This window comes from Desulfosporosinus sp. OT, from assembly GCF_000224515.1.
Taxonomy (GTDB): Bacteria; Bacillota; Desulfitobacteriia; order Desulfitobacteriales; family Desulfitobacteriaceae; genus Desulfosporosinus.
The window spans coordinates 17,478-35,581 of sequence record NZ_AGAF01000178.1 but is presented as its reverse complement, the minus strand read 5'-3'; the positions used below and the strand labels follow the sequence as shown (position 1 = coordinate 35,581).

General features: G+C 44.2%; 9 protein-coding genes. 4 read left to right on the top strand and 5 right to left on the bottom strand.

All coding sequences use genetic code 11. The features are described 5' to 3' along the window. The first annotated feature begins 7 nt into the window (after window positions 1-7). Window positions 8-8,593 (top strand): glucoamylase family protein, encoded by an 8,586-nt coding sequence (locus DOT_RS17220; RefSeq protein WP_009621435.1) that lies wholly within the window; start codon window positions 8-10, stop codon window positions 8,591-8,593. Window positions 8,594-8,616: 23 nt separating this feature from the next. Continuing rightward, window positions 8,617-9,339 (top strand): class I SAM-dependent methyltransferase, encoded by a 723-nt coding sequence (locus DOT_RS17215; RefSeq protein WP_009621434.1) that lies wholly within the window; start codon window positions 8,617-8,619, stop codon window positions 9,337-9,339. A 262-nt stretch (window positions 9,340-9,601) separates the two neighbouring features. On the opposite strand, the gene DOT_RS32465 is transcribed toward DOT_RS17215, so the two are convergent. Continuing rightward, window positions 9,602-9,730: a hypothetical protein gene (locus tag DOT_RS32465; protein WP_009621433.1), complete on the bottom strand. Its 129-nt coding sequence runs from the start codon at window positions 9,728-9,730 to the stop codon at window positions 9,602-9,604. 117 nt (window positions 9,731-9,847) lie between these two features. Continuing rightward, window positions 9,848-11,296 (bottom strand): MFS transporter, encoded by a 1,449-nt coding sequence (locus DOT_RS17210; RefSeq protein WP_009621432.1) that lies wholly within the window; start codon window positions 11,294-11,296, stop codon window positions 9,848-9,850. A gap of 273 nt (window positions 11,297-11,569) precedes the next feature. Between DOT_RS17210 and DOT_RS28825 the strand changes: the two genes are divergently transcribed. Next, window positions 11,570-11,737: a DUF3787 domain-containing protein gene (locus tag DOT_RS28825; RefSeq protein WP_009621430.1), complete on the top strand. Its 168-nt coding sequence runs from the start codon at window positions 11,570-11,572 to the stop codon at window positions 11,735-11,737. A gap of 93 nt (window positions 11,738-11,830) precedes the next feature. On the opposite strand, the gene nifJ is transcribed toward DOT_RS28825, so the two are convergent. Continuing rightward, window positions 11,831-15,355, bottom strand: a complete 3,525-nt coding sequence (nifJ, locus tag DOT_RS17205) for a pyruvate:ferredoxin (flavodoxin) oxidoreductase (RefSeq protein WP_009621428.1) — start codon at window positions 15,353-15,355, stop codon at window positions 11,831-11,833. Between the two features lie 138 nt (window positions 15,356-15,493). Here nifJ and DOT_RS17200 point away from each other — a divergent pair, with 138 nt between their 5' ends. After that, complete coding sequence (locus DOT_RS17200) at window positions 15,494-16,120, top strand: ribonuclease H family protein (protein WP_009621426.1); 627 nt, start codon at window positions 15,494-15,496, stop codon at window positions 16,118-16,120. Here the strand turns inward: DOT_RS17200 and DOT_RS17195 are convergent, their stop codons facing one another. Further along, the gene (locus DOT_RS17195; protein WP_009621424.1) at window positions 16,121-16,597 is read right to left on the bottom strand and encodes a DsrE/DsrF/DrsH-like family protein; all 477 of its coding nucleotides are present in this window, start codon (window positions 16,595-16,597) and stop codon (window positions 16,121-16,123) included. A 67-nt stretch (window positions 16,598-16,664) separates the two neighbouring features. Beyond that, entirely contained in the window at window positions 16,665-17,978 is a 1,314-nt protein-coding gene (locus tag DOT_RS17190; RefSeq protein ID WP_009621423.1) for an aminotransferase class V-fold PLP-dependent enzyme, read from the bottom strand. Between the last annotated feature and the right edge of the window lie 126 nt (window positions 17,979-18,104).

The window sequence follows — 18,104 nt, the reverse complement described above, 5'->3', positions numbered from 1 at the left end:
ACGAAGAATGAAGTTTTTTACACGGTCAATTACGAAAGCTAAACCATATAAAGATATTGTCTTAAACCGAGAAGACTTGCTTAATCATGCCCAAGAGATTGCTCAATTTTATGCCCATCAGGAAACTAGCCATCCAAAACGAACCTTGTTACCTAGGGTTAAGCAAAATATGAAGTTTCTAACACAGGCATATCGTGAAATCACGGAATACTCTGCGAGGACACAGGATGTTGTTCCAGCAACGGAATGGTTATTAGACAATTTTTATAGTTTAAAAGACTTAAGGGAGGAGATTCAAAGAAGCCTCCCTGAAAGATTTGAGCGTAAACTGCCACGTAATGCCAGTGGCGATTTTCAAGGATACCCGCGAGTTTACGGGTTATTAGTTGAGCTTATCGAACACACAGATAGTCAATTGCAAAGTGACACGCTCAAAGCGTTTATCAACGCTTATCAGGTGCAAGTGCCCTTGTCGAGTGGTGAACTATGGGCAATTCCCATTATGTTGCGTATTGTCCTCTTGGAAAATATCCGAAGGTTAGCTGAACAAATTCTTTTTACCCAAGCTGAAAGAGAAGCGGCTGATCGCTGGGTGTTGCCCTTATTGGAATCAGAGCATGGGCCAGAAGAGTGGGAAGAAATATTAAAAACTCTTAGCCCGCAAGAAGAATACTCATCAGCCTATGCCGAGCAGCTGCTTAAACGTCTGAGGGATCTGGGTGGAGATGTTGCACCACTTTTACACTGGGTCGACCGAGTCGTCGCCAAACAAGACACAACAATTGAAGAACTTGCCAAGCTTGAACGACAACGTCAGACTATGTATCAAGTATCTATGGGCCATGCTATTTTGAGCATTCATTTTATCACTGCCGAAGATTGGCCTCGTTTTTTCGAGGAAGTAAGTTTAGTGGAAAACGTCTTCACGAAGGACCCCCGTGGGGTTTATAGCAATATGGACTTTGAGTCTCGAGATGCTTATCGTCATCAGGTAGAAAAGATTGCTAGGAGCTTTAAAATCTCGGAGCTGGTTGTAGCTCGGAAGGTGTTAGCCAGAGCAGAAACGGCCTATGAACAAGGAGATCCGTTATCGTCGCATGTCGGTTATGATTTAATTGGAGCAGGACGAAGTGCACTTGAACAGGAGTTGGAACAAGACTTTAGGGAATCCCGGAACTTGGGAAACAAAATTCGGCGTGCGATTTGGCATAAACCAGTATTGTATTACTTCGGCAGCTTGCTAATTGGCACAGGAATTCTATGTTCTTGGGTTTTATTGCACGCGCGGCCAGTGAGGCCACTTTTTCTGACTTACGTTGCTTTGTTTATTGGTCTTTTGATTTGGGCGAGTAGTCTAATCATTCCGTTAGTGAATTGGGTAGCTTCGAAACTTTTCAGCCCTACTTTCCTACCAAAATTAGAGTTGAGAAAAGGAATTCCTGAAGAATTACGGACAATGGTTGCAGTGCCGACACTCTTAACGAGTGTTGACCGGGTTAGAGAACTGATTGCTGAAATAGAGGTTTATTATCTGGCCAATCGAGATGCGAATTTGCATTTTGCTCTCCTAGGTGATTTTGCAGATGCATCGTCGGAAATAGTTCAAGGCGACGAGGAAGTTATTGCGGTGGCCAGCGCAGCCATTGGTAGTCTAAACCAGAAGTACGGTCAAGATAGGTTTTACTTCTTTCATCGAAAACGAATCTTTAATCCATCTGAAGGGGTTTGGATGGGATGGGAGAGAAAACGTGGCAAGCTTGAAGAGTTTAATTGCCTTTTACGCCAAGATGGGGCAACTAGTTATGATGTTCAGATTGGTGATTTATCGATCCTGCCAACCTTTCGTTATGTAATTACACTTGATGCCGACACCCAGTTGCCACAGGGGACGGCTAAGAAGCTGATTGGAACTCTCGCTCACCCCCTACACGCTCCGCGTTTGAGTGAGGATGGAAGAAGAGTGGTGCAAGGTTATGGGATACTTCAACCGCGAGTGGGAGTTTCTATTCTGAGTGCAGGAGCCTCTAAATTTGCAAGTATTTTTTCTGGTCGAGTTGGAGTTGATCCGTATACCACGGCGGTATCCGATGTCTATCAAGATTTATTTGGAGAAGGGATTTTCACAGGTAAGGGCATTTATGATGTTGATATATTCCATAAAGTAACTCATAAGGCATTTCCGGAAAATACCATTCTTAGTCATGATTTGATCGAGGGATTATATGCCAGAGCAGGACTCGTGACGGACGTCGAGTTGGTCGATGGTTATCCTGCCAACTACCTCGCTTATATGCGCCGACAACACCGCTGGGTGAGAGGAGATTGGCAGCTGTTGCCTTGGCTATTTAAGCCTATCCCATTTGTTTCGCGCTGGAAGATCTTTGATAATTTGAGGAGAAGCTTAGAGGCTCCTGCTCAGTTATTACTTCTGATTCTTGCGTTTACAGTCCTTTCAGGAGAACCCTGGGTATGGGTTGGTATGATTGCCTTGAGTTTTATCTTGCCAATGGTCTTATACATGCTCTGTAGGCTGTTTACTGAAGGAACAGAACGAGGCAACGTCGGTCAAGATCTCCTGACGCTACTAACTCAGTTTGCACTTCAGTTTGTATTTCTTCCTTATCAAACTTTCATAATGCTTGATGCGATCATCCGAAGCATCTATCGACAGTTTGTTTCACACCGACACCTGCTGGAATGGGAAACCGCTGCCGATACAGAGAAACGCTTAGACGTCAGCTTCAAATCAATGTTTAGCGCGATGTGGCCAGTAGTTCTATTCATTTTTTTAGCGGTTTTGACTATTGGCTTTTCGTTTCCGAGTAAGGTAGGGCGATTTGCCCCGTTGGCCTTTGCCTGGGTAGCTTCAATTTGGGTTTCTTTCCACGTGAGTTTGCCTAATCTGCATAAAAAGGAAATACTATCGTTTTCGGAACAGCTTGCCTTACGGCGTTATGCTCGAAAAATATGGGCCTTTTTTGAGGAATTTGTCTGTCTTGAGGAACATTGGCTTCCTCCTGATAACGTTCAAATCGAACCACCGAACGGCGTTGCTCATCGGACATCTCCGACAAACATAGGATTAGCCTTACTAGCGAATTTGTCAGCAAGGGATTTTGGGTATTTAACGTTAAGGAATGTGTATGAGCGAATTGAACACACGCTCCAAACACTTGAGGTTTTAGGACACTGGAAAGGGCATCTTTATAATTGGTACGATACTCAGAGTCTTGAGCCCTTAGAGCCGCGTTATGTGTCGACCGTTGACAGTGGTAATTTTGTGCTCTATCTATTGACCTTAAAATCCGGACTCGATGAAACGATACGAGAAAAACCTTTGTTTGATCAGCAATATGCACTAGGCCTTAAGGATACGTATGATTTATTGATCGAGGCGGTTGGCAAGGATACTTATAAGGAGCTTAACGAATTCGGGCAGGCACTTGATGATGTTCTGAGTTCAGAAGGGGCATGGAATCTACAGAATTGGCTGAAGCTATTAGCCCTCTGGCCAACGCCAATTTTAGAACAAGAATTAAGCAAAGAGGGGATATATTGGGCACGCCGTCTCGATACGATGATCCAAGCCTTTCGTCAGGAGACGGAAGAGATTTATCCATGGGTCGTTGATCCTAAACATTTGGAAATACAGACACTCCTCAACGTGGAGGTTTTTCAAACAGCTAGTTTGGCGGAACTCGCTAAGTGCTATACCAATGGACTGAAAGAAGGAAGTTTTCCAACTGAGATCAAGGAGATGCTCCAGTCGGCACTTACGAAGATTCAGGATTATATTCAGCGGTCAGAGGAACTTCAGCAGCGACTTGAGACGATGGCTATGGCGACGGATTTTCACCCTCTGTTTGACGAAACGCGTCAACTCTTTTCGATTGGCTATCGTGTTGGAGAGAGTATGCTTGATAAGTCCTATTATGACTTGTTGGCTTCAGAGGCCCGACAGGCCAGTTTTATCGCCATTGCCAAAGGGGATGTGCCCCATAGTCACTGGTTCAAACTAGGACGCTCTTTGACACTAGCTAAAGGAAAACGTAGTTTAGTTTCCTGGAGTGGAACGATGTTTGAATTTCTAATGCCGCTCCTGGTTATGCGGAATTATGAGCGTACTCTTCTCGATGAAACGTATCGTTCCGTTGTCGAGGTACAAAGGAAGTACGGTCAGGAACTGGGAGTGCCATGGGGTATATCTGAGTCAGGATTTTATGCTTTTGATCCTCAGCTCAATTATCAGTATAAGGCCTTCGGGGTTCCTGGACTTGGTCTTAAACGTGGGTTGATTCAAGATCTTGTGGTCGCGCCCTATGCAAGTTTTTTAGCCTTAATGGTTGCTCCACATGAGGCCCTATTAAATCTTACGCTGATGGAACAAAGGGGGTTCGGAGGGCGTTATGGGTTGTACGAAGCGGCCGATTTCACCAGTGAACGCATACCGGTCGGGCGTCCTTTTATGCTGATCCAGAGTTTTATGGCCCATCATCAAGGCATGAGTTTTTTAGCGCTGGGTAATGTGTTATATGAAAATCGGATGCAGCAGCGTTTGCACAATGAAGCCTTAATTCAAGCTGCGGAGCTTCTGCTCCAAGAACGCATACCTGAATCCAGCGCGGCAATACCGCAACTAGTTGGTGAGCATGTTGTAACAGAACGTCAGGTTAAGGGCGTTGATCCGGAAAAAAACCAGTCTATTTCTCTAGGCACTGCAAAAAGTCCTATTCCTGTCACCCACTGTATTTCCAATGGACAATATTCGGTCATGATGACGAATGCTGGGGCGGGGTTCAGTCGTTTTAAGGAGATTAGCCTCTCGCGTTGGCGAGAAGATGTAACACGAGATGAATGGGGCATGTATTTCTATATTCAAAACTTAAATTCTGGTGACGTATGGTCGGCAACCCATCAACCTTGTCAGAACTCTGGTGAGGATTATAAGGTGACCTATGCACCAGATCGGGTTGAGTTCTTCAGAAAGGATGGTAACATCACAACCCGTACTGAAGTGGTCGTATCCCCTGAAGACCAAGCAGAGATGCGTCGTATTTCTTTGACCAATCACAGTAAGCATTACCGAACTGTGGAAGTAACGAGTTATTTTGAGGTGGTCTTGTCTAGGCCAAGTGAAGATTTAGCCCATCCGGCGTTTGGCAATCTTTTTATTCAAACCGAATTTGCGCATGAAGCGTTGTTAGCCTCTCGGAGACCACGTAGCGAAAATCAGACTCGATTATGGCTTATGCACACAGTGGCCACGGAGGGAGAGAAAGTGGGTTCTCTTCAATATGAGACAGATCGAGCGCGTTTTATAGGACGGGGGAGAAGCCTGGCTAAGCCTCAAGCGTTGGATGCGAATCACCCTTTATCGAATTCTGTTGGAGCGGTGTTGGATCCAGTGATGAGCTTACGTCAACGAGTTAAGATTGCTCCTGGACAAACAGTTCGAGTCTCCTTCTCCGTTGGCTATGCGGAAAATCGAGAGGAGATAATCCGTATTGCCGAAAAATACCGAGATCCACTCGCTGTGAATAGGGCGTTTGAATTGGCATGGACACATAGTAAAATGGAGCTTCGTCATCTGAATTTGACAGCGGCACAGGCCAATGAGGGTTTGAGTCTCGGTGGTCATTTGCTTTATCTGAGCCCCTGTCGTAGAGATGCAGCGGAATTCATTGAGCAGAATCGCAAAGGGCAGTCTTCTCTGTGGCCCTATGCTATATCGGGAGATCTGCCCATCATTCTTGTGCGAGTGAAGGAAGCTGAAAATTCGGATTTGGTGCGACGACTCTTAACCATCCATGAATACTGGAGGCTTAAAGGACTGTTTGCTGATCTTGTCATTCTCAATGAAGATGAGAGCGGATATGTTCAGGCCTTCCAGGAAAATCTCCGTGACTTAATTTCGATGGGGCATGCTCGGGATCTATTAAATCAGCCGGGCGGAGTTTTTCTGCTGCAAAAAGACCATGTTCATCCCGACGATGTGACGCTTCTCTGTGCTGTAGCTCGGATGATTTTTAGTGGTGATGGAGGATCTTGTTCTGTTCAATTCCGCAAAAAAGGAAAAGCAATTTTTGCGGATGGAGAGCGAGAGGAGACAGTTACCTCAGATCAGCCACTCCAAATTATCCAGCAGAGAAAAACTGAGTATCGTGAAGAAGTAAGCGGAGAATCAACTGTTCAACTGCAGTTTGCTAATGGATACGGTGGGTTTAGCGAAGACGGTCAAGAGTATGTTATCGAACTGAAGGAGGGGATGAACACTCCACTACCCTGGATCAATGTCATCGCCAATCCAAAGTTTGGTTTTCAAGTATCTGAATCAGGGGCTGGCTACACATGGTCGCTCAACAGTAGGGAGTACAAACTCACTCCTTGGTCAAATGATCAAATTCTGGATCCGACGGGGGAAGCCTTATACTTACGTGACGAAGAGACTGGGGAAGCTTGGTCTGTGAGTAGTAATCCTAAACGCGAAAAGGGTTCCTATACAATTCGACATGGCCAAGGGTATTCAATCTTTGAGCATCACAGTCACGGACTTAAGCAAACCATGCGCCTCTTTGTCCCTGTTCAAGAGCCGGTGAAGGTCATTGAATTAGTTCTTTCGAACACGACGGATCAAAACTTACGCTTAAGTACCGTCTATTATGTAGAATGGGTGATGGGCGTAGCTCGCCAACAGACTGCTCCGTATCTGGTAACAGAATATGATGGAGAACGTAACATCTTTTTTACTCGCAACACATATCAAGAAGAGTTTGTTGGACGGATAGGGTTTTTAACTGTCTTTGGCGCGGAAGTGAAAAGTTATACCGGGGATCGCTCCGAGTTTATCGGGCGTAACGGGAGTTTGGAAGATCCTATAGGGTTAAAGCTAGAACAATTCTCAGACACTGTTGGAGCAGGGCTTGATCCTTGTTCTGTTCTGCAGCTCATGTTCTCCGTGGCTCCTGGTGAGACTAAAGTCCTAACTTTCTTACTGGGTGAAACAGAAAACCGCCAAGAGGCGGAGAAAATCATATCAGCGTATAAGCAGCCTGAGAAGATCGCTGAAGCGTTTGAAGAAGTCAAGAAGTATTGGGATAAGGTTCTGGGAACTGTTCAGGTTGACACACCTGACCCGTCCATGAATCTCCTTTTAAACCGCTGGCTTCTCTATCAGACCGTTGTCTGCCGCGTATGGGCTCGTTCAGCGTTTTACCAGTCTGGGGGAGCCTATGGCTTTAGAGATCAATTACAGGATGTGATGGCTCTTGTCTATACGACTCCGGAGGCTACCCGTGCACAAATTATTCTTCATTGTGGTCATCAGTTCTTAGAAGGGGATGTGCAGCATTGGTGGCACGCCGGAAAAGGAAAAGGAATACGGACAAAATTCTCAGATGATTTGCTCTGGTTACCTTTTGTTACCACCTATTATATTGAGCGCACAGGAGATAAGGATATTTTAGATGAAACGAATGTTTATCTTGAGGATCAGCCCCTGAAAGACGATGAAGATGAACGATATTCGATTCCATCAATTTCCAACCAACAGGGAAGTGTATATGAGCATTGTGTTCGTGCCCTCGAACGAGGGCTGCGTTTTGGCGAACATGGATTACCTCTAATCGGGTCTGGAGACTGGAATGACGGATTTAGTCGAATTGGCCCCAAAGGAAAAGGGGAAAGTGTGTGGCTAGGATGGTTTTTGTATCTAACTTTGACTCGTTTTGCTGCTCTATGTGATGAACGCCAGGATCTTGAAAGAGGAGCCCGCTATCGTTTGATTGCCGAAGAACTCCAAAAAAATATCGAACTGCATGGTTGGGATGGCGGATGGTATCGGCGGGCTTATTTTGATGACGGGACTCCTTTAGGATCTTCTCAAAATGCAGAATGTCAAATCGATGCTATCGCCCAGTCTTGGTCGGTTCTATCTGGAGCAGGCAAATCATCTCGGGCCAAGGATGCGATGCTGGCCTTAGAACACTACTTGTGGCGAAAAGAAGACGGTGTCCTTCTCTTACTTACGCCACCCTTTGACAAATTTTTGCCCGATCCTGGTTACATTCAAGGGTATGTCCCAGGGGTCCGTGAAAATGGCGGACAGTATACACACGCAGCAACTTGGGCGATACTGGCTTACACCAGTTTAGGAGAAGGTGATAAGGCTGCAGAACTATTTCAAATGTTAAGCCCCATCCATCACGCCCGTACAGAACATGAGGTGAATCGCTACAAAGTCGAACCGTATGTTATGGCTGCAGATGTTTACGCCATCCATCCACATGTAGGCAGGGGAGGATGGACATGGTATACTGGAGCATCCGGGTGGATGTATCAGGCAGGGCTAGAGGGGATTTTAGGTTTTAGACGCCAAGGGGACAAATTAGTTTTAAATCCTAGTATTCCAGGCCGCTGGCCGGGCTATCGCTTAACTTATCAGTATCAAACGGCTCATTATGAGATTATCGTCGAGAATCCTAAGGGTAGAATGAGCGGGTGCGAGCGGATCACTGTGGATGAAGAAGTATTACAAGAACCTGTCATTTCATTAAAGGATGATGGTCAAGTCCATACAGTCCGGTTGACCCTGTAAACGATGAGGAGAGGATAATTAGAGTGGATTTTTACCGTGCTTTATCTGAATACTATGATGAGATCTTTCCGTTAAAGGAAGCACAAAAGAATTTCTTACATGATTATCTGAGGCAGGAATCACTGACATCAGTCTTGGATATCGGATGTGGTACAGGAACATTTGCTTTGGAATTAAGTAAAACCGGCATACACGTGCTCGGCGTGGATTTAAGTGCAGAGATGATTGAGAACTCTAGAAAAAAAGCTCACGAGACTGGAAGCACCGCTAGGTTTTCCTTAGCAGATATGCGGGATCTTAAGAGTATAGAGCAACACTTTGATGGAATCGTTTGCATAGGAAATACGTTAGCTCATGTGTCCGGGGAAATTGAGCTAAAACAAGTTTTAACTCAATTTCGAGAAAAGGGAACCCATTTATTATTACAAATCGTCAACTACGATCGTATATTGGCTAAGCAAATTAAGGAGTTACCGATAATCAAGACAGCACACTTAATCTTTCACCGATTTTACACGCATCGCTCGGATGGAAAATTGGATTTTGTGATGGAAATAGAGATTCCGAACTCGAAAGAGACTATCTCTGGGGTCAATGTTTTGTTCCCGATAAAATGCGATAGCCTAAAAAATGCTTTATTTGAAACTGGTTGGGAAGTATCAGGTCTGTGGGGAAACTTTGACAGAGAACCTTGGACTGAGGATTCTCCGGCAACCGTTTTGGCTGCGAAACGTTTACCTGGGTAAACCGAGATCAAACCTTGAGTAACTTACTTGATTTAAAAGAAGAAGCCAGTAGCCTTATTTTCGGTAAGGTTACTGGCCTCTTGATGTAATAACACTTTCTTTCTTCAGGAAAAGGTTATAGCCTATTGTATTTAATCAACAGAAAAGCTAGGTTCACTTTAAAAAGGTGGAACGATCTGGTAATCGTCCTTAGGGGATATCCTCAATCCTTAGAATATACAGTTTCTTAGTCAAGCATTAGTGCCTCAGTAGTGTCTATAAATTACAAATTAATTTTTAACTCCGGAGGCTTGACACTCTTAATCTCACAATCCTCGCATATCTTTAGACCTTGAACTTCAGAGAGCTCCTCTTGTGGAACTTCAGCACCACATTTTTCGCATTTAGCCATTACGATCACCTCCCATTAAATCTTAGCTAGGGTAATTAGTTTATAGATCCAGTTAATGGTTATATTAATATATTTTAGCTGAATTTCATAGACCTATCTCCTTACAATTGTGTATCTCTATGTTTCAGATCGCGTGTAACCTTTTCGATTGAGAGAAATCAAAGCAGCTATAATGGCAATACCCATCGAGGTCAACATAACAATACGGTAAGCGCCTACAAAAGCAGTAGCTTGTTGAACAGCTGTTGGGATAGTTACACCCGCAAGGAAGTTTGCTTCACGGTTTTCAAACAATGAAACTGAGTAAGCAATACCGATCACCATGCCAACGTTTCGGACAAGGGCGTTAATCCCACCGGCAACGCCTAATTTGTTAGGCGGAACGGAACTCATAACGCTACTATTATTAGGAGATTGAAAAAGACCGGCTCCTAAACCCATAAGCAGAAGACCCGGGATGATTTGCCAGTACAACGAGGCAGCTGTCATTGTTGAAAGATATAAAAAGCCTACTGCGGTAACAAGCAATCCACTAGTAGTTAAGATGATTGGGCCTATACGGTCAGAAGCATGCCCACTGATCGGAGCGGTTACCGCCATCATCAGGGGAAAGGCAGTCATTAGCAATCCCACTTGGGTTGGGCTATAATTCAAAACATGTTGTAGATAGAAAGGCATGAGCATGGTATTCGCATACATAGCCACGAAAGAGAGAAAGCCGGTAATATTCCCAATGAAAAAGGGGCGGATTCGAAACAAGGAAAGATGAATCATCGGATTTTTCACCCGCAGTTCAGTATAGAAAAAGAGTCCTAAAAGAATAGTTCCGATAACTAACCCAAAAAGGATTGGAGAGGTTTGCCAACCCCAATCTTGACCGTTGCTGACGGCAAATAAAAGACTTATCATACCGAGGGTGAAAAAGAGGGCGCCTACAAAATCGAATGTTTCATTGTTTTGTTGAGGGTTATCATGGGGAAGAATAATTTGAGCGGCAAGATAGCCAAGAATCCCAATTGGTAAATTAATATAGAATATGGAGCGCCAGCTTAAGAGGCCGACGAGAACTCCACCAAGAGCTGGGCCAGTTAAGCTTCCTAGGGCAACAACAGTTCCAGTTAAGCCTAGGGCTCGTCCCCTTTCTTTAGGTGGGAAGTTAGCAATAATAAGTGCGGCACTGTTAGCCATCAGCATCGATGCCCCAAGGGCTTGGAGAACACGCATTCCGATGAGAAACCAAATATTTGTAGCTAATCCACACAAAATCGAACCGAGGGTAAAAATTAAAAATCCTATTGAGAAAACGCGTTTGCGCCCTACAAGATCGGCAATACGCCCAAAAACAGGAAGTAAGCTGGAGATGGTTAATAAATAGGCGGTTACGACCCATTGTAAGATTGAAAGATCTGCCTGTAACTTTATAGAAATGGTGGGCAGGGCAACATTGACGATACTGCTATCTAAGGTTGCCATGAACGTACCAATCGAAACGGTTGCCAGGATATACCAGCGGTACCGAGGCGAAGTTTTTACGCGTGTTGAAATATTGTTGTCGACTTGATTCATAGCTAAGAGCTCCTTCCGTTATCTGATCAATTGCCTTTTGCTGGGTTAGATCTGTTTTACTTTGTGTTTTAACGAAAGCGAATTTAAGGAAATTGAGGAAAATCTAGATCTAAATATACCATACCACCAATAGTTTGGATACTAAAGTAAAACAATAGATTATATAGTTCGACAACTTCCAGTTCTGGTGTTGATTCGCAGAGGATTTAGGTCCCATTGGAATGTTATCGCTCTGGATTGATCATACTAAATAGGAAGGAGGGATGTCAATTTATGAGCAATAGTAATGATCAGGAACATCAAAAACTAAGACCGATCGAACAGCATACTACAGCGGCTTGGGCGAACATTGAAAGAACTAAGGAAATATCAAATGTTGCAATCCCGAGCGAAGTTGAAGTGGGGAATGCTAAAGAATGGGTCGACTCAAATCAAAAATAGTATTATAGTTTACTTATACTCACCAGATATCATGGAATATAACGAGCGGGTCGCCTACGTGCGCCCGCTCGTTATATTTGCTTTCTGAGGTTCCTAATACTGCATTTCAGTCAGCCGTTTGTAGGTTTGATATCGTTCCTTGGCATGGTACTCAGCCTCATTAAACAGTTCATCGGCAATGTCTGGGAAAGTAGATATTAACTGAGAGTAACGGCCTTCACCAAGGATGAAGTCCTTGAACGATCCTGAAGGTTCTTTGGAATCCAAAATGAATGGATTCTTTCCTTCTTGTTTAAGCAGAGGGTTGTGGCGGTAGAGGTGCCAATATCCTGCATCAACCGCTTTCTTTTCTTCGGCTATTGTGGTTCCCATACCGGTTTTAATACCGTGATTGATGCAAGGAGAGTAGGCAATCACTAGAGAGGGCCCTTTGTAATTTTCAGCTTCTGTAATAGCTTTGAGCGCTTGATTCATATTAGCCCCTAGAGCAATCTGTGCTACATAGATATAGCCATAGCTCATCGCCATCATGCCCAAATCTTTCTTGCGGATCTTTTTGCCCGCTGCGGCAAATTTCGCTACTGCAGCAGTTGGTGTTGCTTTTGAGGACTGGCCACCCGTGTTAGAGTAGACTTCTGTGTCTAGGACAAGGATATTGATGTCGTCACCAGAAGCCAAGACATGATCTAATCCTCCGTAGCCAATGTCATAAGCCCAGCCATCTCCGCCGATCATCCATTGTGACTGCTTGATAAGATGATCTTTTTTAACCAAAATTGATTGCACGAGCTCTTTAGAGGACTCAGGAGCAGTTTCCAGAGCGGCCAACACTTTTTCCGTTGCAGTCTTTGAAGCTTCCCCATCATCTTTTCCGGCCAGCCATTCCTGGAAGGCTTGCTTAAGGTTATCAGGGATCGAGGTCTCTAACGATTTTTGCATTAGAGTTGCCAAGTTGTCTCGCACCTGTCTAGCGCCAAGGAACATTCCGTACCCATATTCGGCGTTATCTTCAAACAGCGAATTTGCCCAGGCAGGACCCTTGCCCGCAGAATTTGTGGTATAGGGGACAGAGGGAGCACTGGCACCGTAAATCGAAGAACAACCTGTGGCGTTGGCGATCATCATGCGATCTCCGTATAATTGAGTAATGAGCTTAACATACGCTGTTTCTCCACACCCAGGGCAAGCGCCACTGAATTCGAACAGTGGCTGCAAAAATTGACTGCCCTTGACACTTTTAGGATCCATTAGGCCTTTTTTCTCAGTAATAGTGGTGGCAAAGTACCAGTTGTCCGTTTGGGCATTGATCTGAGGTTCAGCCTGTCCCATGACAATAGCTTTTCCTGGCGCAGGACAGACATCAGCACAGTTGCCGCATCCTGTACAATCTAATGGATCAACTTGAATTCGATAGTGATAGCCTTCTAATCCTTTGCCGAGCGGTTTTTTAGTCAGGAAAGTCTCCGGCGCTTTAGCCTGCTCCGCTTCATCGAGGAGGAATGGCCGAATAGTGGCGTGTGGACAGACTAAGGAACACTGGTTGCATTGGATACATTTGTCAATTATCCACTCAGGAACCATGACAGCAATTCTGCGTTTTTCATAAGTAGTAGTCCCCACGGGGAAGGTGCCGTCCTCCATGCCTACGAAGGTACTGACAGGAAGATTGTCTCCTTCGTTACGGGCCATGGGACGTTGAATGTTCTTGATGAAATCTGGTTCGTCAACTGTAGGGTTTTTCTCTGATTCAGCGTTAGCCCAAGATTCAGGGATAGATACCTTTTGTAAAGATTCTATGCCACGATCTACAGCGGCAATATTCATGTCTACAATTTTCTGGCCTTTTTTCCCGTAAGTTTTCGCAATGGATTCTTTTAAGTAGTTTACGGCATCGTTAACAGGAATGACATTGGCTAGCTTAAAGAAGGCAGCCTGCATAATCATATTGATCCTTCCACCGAGACCAATCTCACTGGCAATCTTTACGGCATCAATTATATAGAGATTAATCTTGTTTTTGGCAATATAACGTCGCATTGAGGCTGGAAGTTCCCTATCTAACTCCTCGGATTTCCAAGGACAATTCAGAACAAATGCCCCATTAGGTTTTAGACCGTTTAACAAATCATAGTTATAAATAAATGATTTGTTATGGCAGGCAACGTAGTCGGCATGAAGCACTAGGTAGGTAGATTTTATAGGCTTCTGACCAAAACGCAAGTGAGAAATGGTTGTGCCACCGGATTTTTTACTGTCATAGGAGAAATAACCTTGAGCATACAGCGGAGTTTTATCGCCGATGATCTTAATAGCAGATTTGTTGGCCCCGACTGTCCCATCTGAACCTAAACCGTAAAACTTGCAACCAATGGTTCCTTGGGGAGCAGTTTCAACAAGATCAACTTCGGCAAGAGAGGAGTTCGTGACATCATCCGTGATACCAATCGTAAACCTATTCTTAGGCTGAGCTTGTTTGAGATTTTCAAAGACCGCAATGATATGGGTAGGGCGAGTGTCCTTAGAACCCAGTCCGTACCGACCTCCAATGATGAGGGGTTTCGTTTCGCTATTGTAAAAGAGATCGACAATATCCAGGCATAAGGGTTCAGCAAGTGAGCCCGGTTCTTTAGTGCGATCAAGAACAGCAATCTTCTTGACTGTTTTGGGGAGAACGTTCAAGAAGTATTTTTCCGAAAATGGCCGATAGAGGTGAACTTTAATAACCCCGACCTTTTCTCCTTTAGTCAGCAGATAATCAACAGTTTCCTCAATCGTCTCGCAGACAGAACCCATGGCGACAATAACGTTTTCCGCATCTGGAGAACCGTAATAAACAAAAGGATGATACTCTCGACCTGTAATTTGTTTAATATCTTGCATATAGTTTTCGACGATATCTGGTACTGCATTATAGAAAGAATTTGCAACTTCCCGACCTTGAAAATAGATGTCAGGGTTTTGGGCAGTTCCTCGGGCAACTGGGTGTTCCGGGGTTAAAGCATGGTCACGAAAGGCCTGAATTCCCTTCCAATCGACAAGTTTGGCAATGTCCTGTTCATCAATTAGTTCGATCTTTTGAATCTCATGGGAGGTTCGGAACCCATCGAAAAAATGCAGAAAAGGAATTTGTGATTTAATCGTACTGAGATGGGCAGCGTAGGCTAAATCATGAGCTTCCTGAACACTAGAGGAGGCAAGCAGGGCAAAGCCTGTTTGACGACAAGCCATCACATCTTGGTGGTCGCCAAAGATGGACAAGGCATGTGCCGCAACAGCACGAGCACTTACATGAAAGACTGCAGGCAACAGTTCGCCGGCAATTTTGTACATATTGGGGATCATCAAGAGAAGACCTTGCGAAGCGGTGTAGGTGGTCGTGAGTGCTCCGGCGGCTAGCGAACCATGCAATGCACCTGCGGCACCAGCTTCAGACTGCATTTCAGCTACTTTTACAGGTTGACCAAACAAATTCATTTTTCCATGGGCCGACCATTCGTCGACCCCTTCAGCCATCGGAGTTGAAGGGGTAATAGGAAAGATAGCGGCTACTTCAGTTAAGGCATATGAGGCGGTTGCGGCGGCTTGATTTCCATCCATTGTTTTCATTATTTTAGACAAGAGAGCAGCCCTCCTTTATTTTTTAGTTTGTGTTTTGCTCAGCTTTGACCTATTATTTTGATATTGGAAGATTTTAATTCATGGCAAGGTTTATTTGATGAATAACATTAATTGCCTACGGTTAAGGGGGGACAAGCGTTGGGTAAAAAAAATTATTATGCAGTTAAAGAAGGGGCTAAGTTGGGAATCTTCAGTAACTGGCCGGAATGTCAAGCATCTGTTAAGGGTTACAAAGGAGCTGTGTTTAAAGGCTTCGAAACGAAAGCCGAAGCTCTAGAGTGGCTAAATGGTAGGGAAGAGGTTTTTGCGGATCTTAAGGTAAATTTAAATGAGCTGCCTGATTCGATAGATTCAATTGATTACGAAGTCTATACAGATGGAAGCTATTCTAATGGCAGGTATTCCTATGGCTATGCCTTCATTAAGGATGCCCAGGTTGTTTTTGAAAGTAACGGGGTCGGTGATGACCTGGAAGCCGCAAAAATGCGAAATGTCGCAGGAGAAATCGCGGCAGTACAGCATGCTGTGGAAAAAGCCAAAAAACTTGAGGCACGCATCCGCATCTATCACGATTATTCCGGCATCTCCTTATGGGTCACAGGGGATTGGCAAGCGAAAAATAAATTTACACAGGCATATGTAAAATTTATGCGTGCGCATCATGGGCTGTACGAATTTAAAAAAGTAACCGGTCACAGTGGAAATCGCTTTAACGATTATGTAGACCGGCTTGCTAAAGAAGCTTTGGGGATAAGTACTAAGTAACTAAATAAAAAGTTGCATGTCTGAGGCCAGGGCGTCGACTAAGTACTCTTTTGCCGTAATGATTTCAACCTCTGGAAGCAGTTCGTCTTCTTTAAAGCCCATGACATCCACGGATAATTTACAGGCGTAAAATTTAACGCCTTTTTTCTTCGCACCATTGAGAAAATCTGTTAGTGAAGGAGTTTTGTCCTCTTCCATCATTTCCAGAAGCATTTGTTTTCCAAGACCAGCCATATTCATCCGTGAAAGCGGCAACTCCTCAGGTCCCTTAGGAGTAACCATACCGAACATATTTTCGTATATGCTTTTGTCTTCGGACGTCGCTTTTTCAGGGTCGCGAATGAGAAAAAGTCCCCAAAATGCGAAGAACATGGTCACATCGACATCTAGTTCTTTGGCAGTGTTCGCGAGCAAAAGTGCGGCTAACGCTTTATCATATTCGCCGCTGAATATGAGAAGGTTCATTTTCTGGCTCAATTTTTACCCCCTTTATGGTGTTTATTCCAATCTATTATAAGTAAAAATAGAAATTATATAACATTCCTTAGATGTAAGTTGTTGGATGCTTAATAATTCTTTCAAGCCATTGGGTTAAGAGATCAATCTCAGCAAAATCATTGTATAATCCAAAGCTTACCCGAACGATACCTGGGCGCGGAGCGTCCACACTTTTTCTGTAGAACTCCATTTGTTTTGGAGAAATAGATAAAAGTCTTTGGATATAGGGTTGGGTACAAAAACATCCGGTGCGAACCGCAATGCCCGCCTGATTCGATAAAATAGTTGCAACTCGTTCATGGGCAATCCCTTTAAGATTGAAAGGGATAACCCCAATTCGAGGTTCACCTATCGCGGTTTGAGAGTAAAGCGTAATGCCCGGGATTGATTGAAGCTTGGAGTTGGCATAGTTGGTAAGTTGATTTTCATAGTGATCAATGTTATGCATGCCTAGAGCTGTTAAGGTTTTAATTGCAGCTACGAGTGCAACAACGCCCATGACGTTGGGAGAGCCCGCTTCTTCTTTGTGGGGTGGTTTCTCCCATACTACCCAATCATGGGTTACGGTTTCTGCGGTACCTCCGCCTACGAATTCAGAGATGCCGTGTTTAAATGTTTCTTTTGGCCCAATGAGAACCCCAGTGCCAAATGGAGCGTACATTTTATGAGCAGAGAAAGCGAGATAATCAATATGGTGAAGCGGGTTTTTGGGTTTCATGTTCACGGGATTGTGAGGAACCAGTTGAGCGCCATCGACTAGTATTTTCGCTCGATAACGGTGGGCAAGTTCAGCTATTTTATGTATGGGGTTGACATAACCTGTAACATTGGAGGCTCCGGTAACGGTAACGAGTTTGACATTGCCCTTATGTTTGATTAATTTGCTCTCCAGATCTTCGATGCTTAACTTTCCGGAAAGGTCCGTCTGGACATAATCGACTTGAAACTTGTTTCTCCACGGAAGGTCGTTGGAATGGTGCTCCATCCAGGTGGATAAGATAACACTTTTCTTTTTTCCTTCCCATAGACGATAGGATAATTTGTTAATGGCTTCTGTTGTATTTTTGACAAAGATTACTGTATCTTGAACAGGATCGGCATTAACAAATTTCAGGACTACAGACCTAGCGTCTTCAAAGAGTTGAGAAGAATACTGTGATTTATAACCTGTGCCACGATGAATCGAAGAATACATAGTGGAGAATTTTGCAATTTCCTCCGTCACCGAAACAAAGGGAGGGGTCGAAGCCGCGTTATCGAAATTGATGGCGGTTGTTAATTGACCGTTGTGGAGAGGGATCTTTGTGTCTGCTCCGACAACTAGATTCCTGTAATTGGATCGCGCTAACTTATAATTCATACACTCACCTCTATCTGTCAGATATCAAAGGCATTATTTCTCTTCCCATGATATTTAAATAGCTTAGAAAAGGTGACAGAAATAGGGTAACACTGTTATAAGAACGTATGTTCCGGTTAACAACAC

Bases quoted from the DNA above. Each gene is read 5' to 3' on its own strand.
- DOT_RS32465 (WP_009621433.1), bottom strand. From the start codon at position 9,730: ATGGCTAAATGCGAAAAATGTGGTGCTGAAGTTCCACAAGAGGAGCTC.
- DOT_RS28825 (WP_009621430.1), top strand. From the start codon at position 11,570: ATGAGCAATAGTAATGATCAGGAACATCAAAAACTAAGACCGATCGAA.
- DOT_RS17210 (WP_009621432.1), bottom strand. From the start codon at position 11,296: ATGAATCAAGTCGACAACAATATTTCAACACGCGTAAAAACTTCGCCT.
- DOT_RS17220 (WP_009621435.1), top strand. From the start codon at position 8: ATGAAGTTTTTTACACGGTCAATTACGAAAGCTAAACCATATAAAGAT.
- DOT_RS17190 (WP_009621423.1), bottom strand. From the start codon at position 17,978: ATGAATTATAAGTTAGCGCGATCCAATTACAGGAATCTAGTTGTCGGA.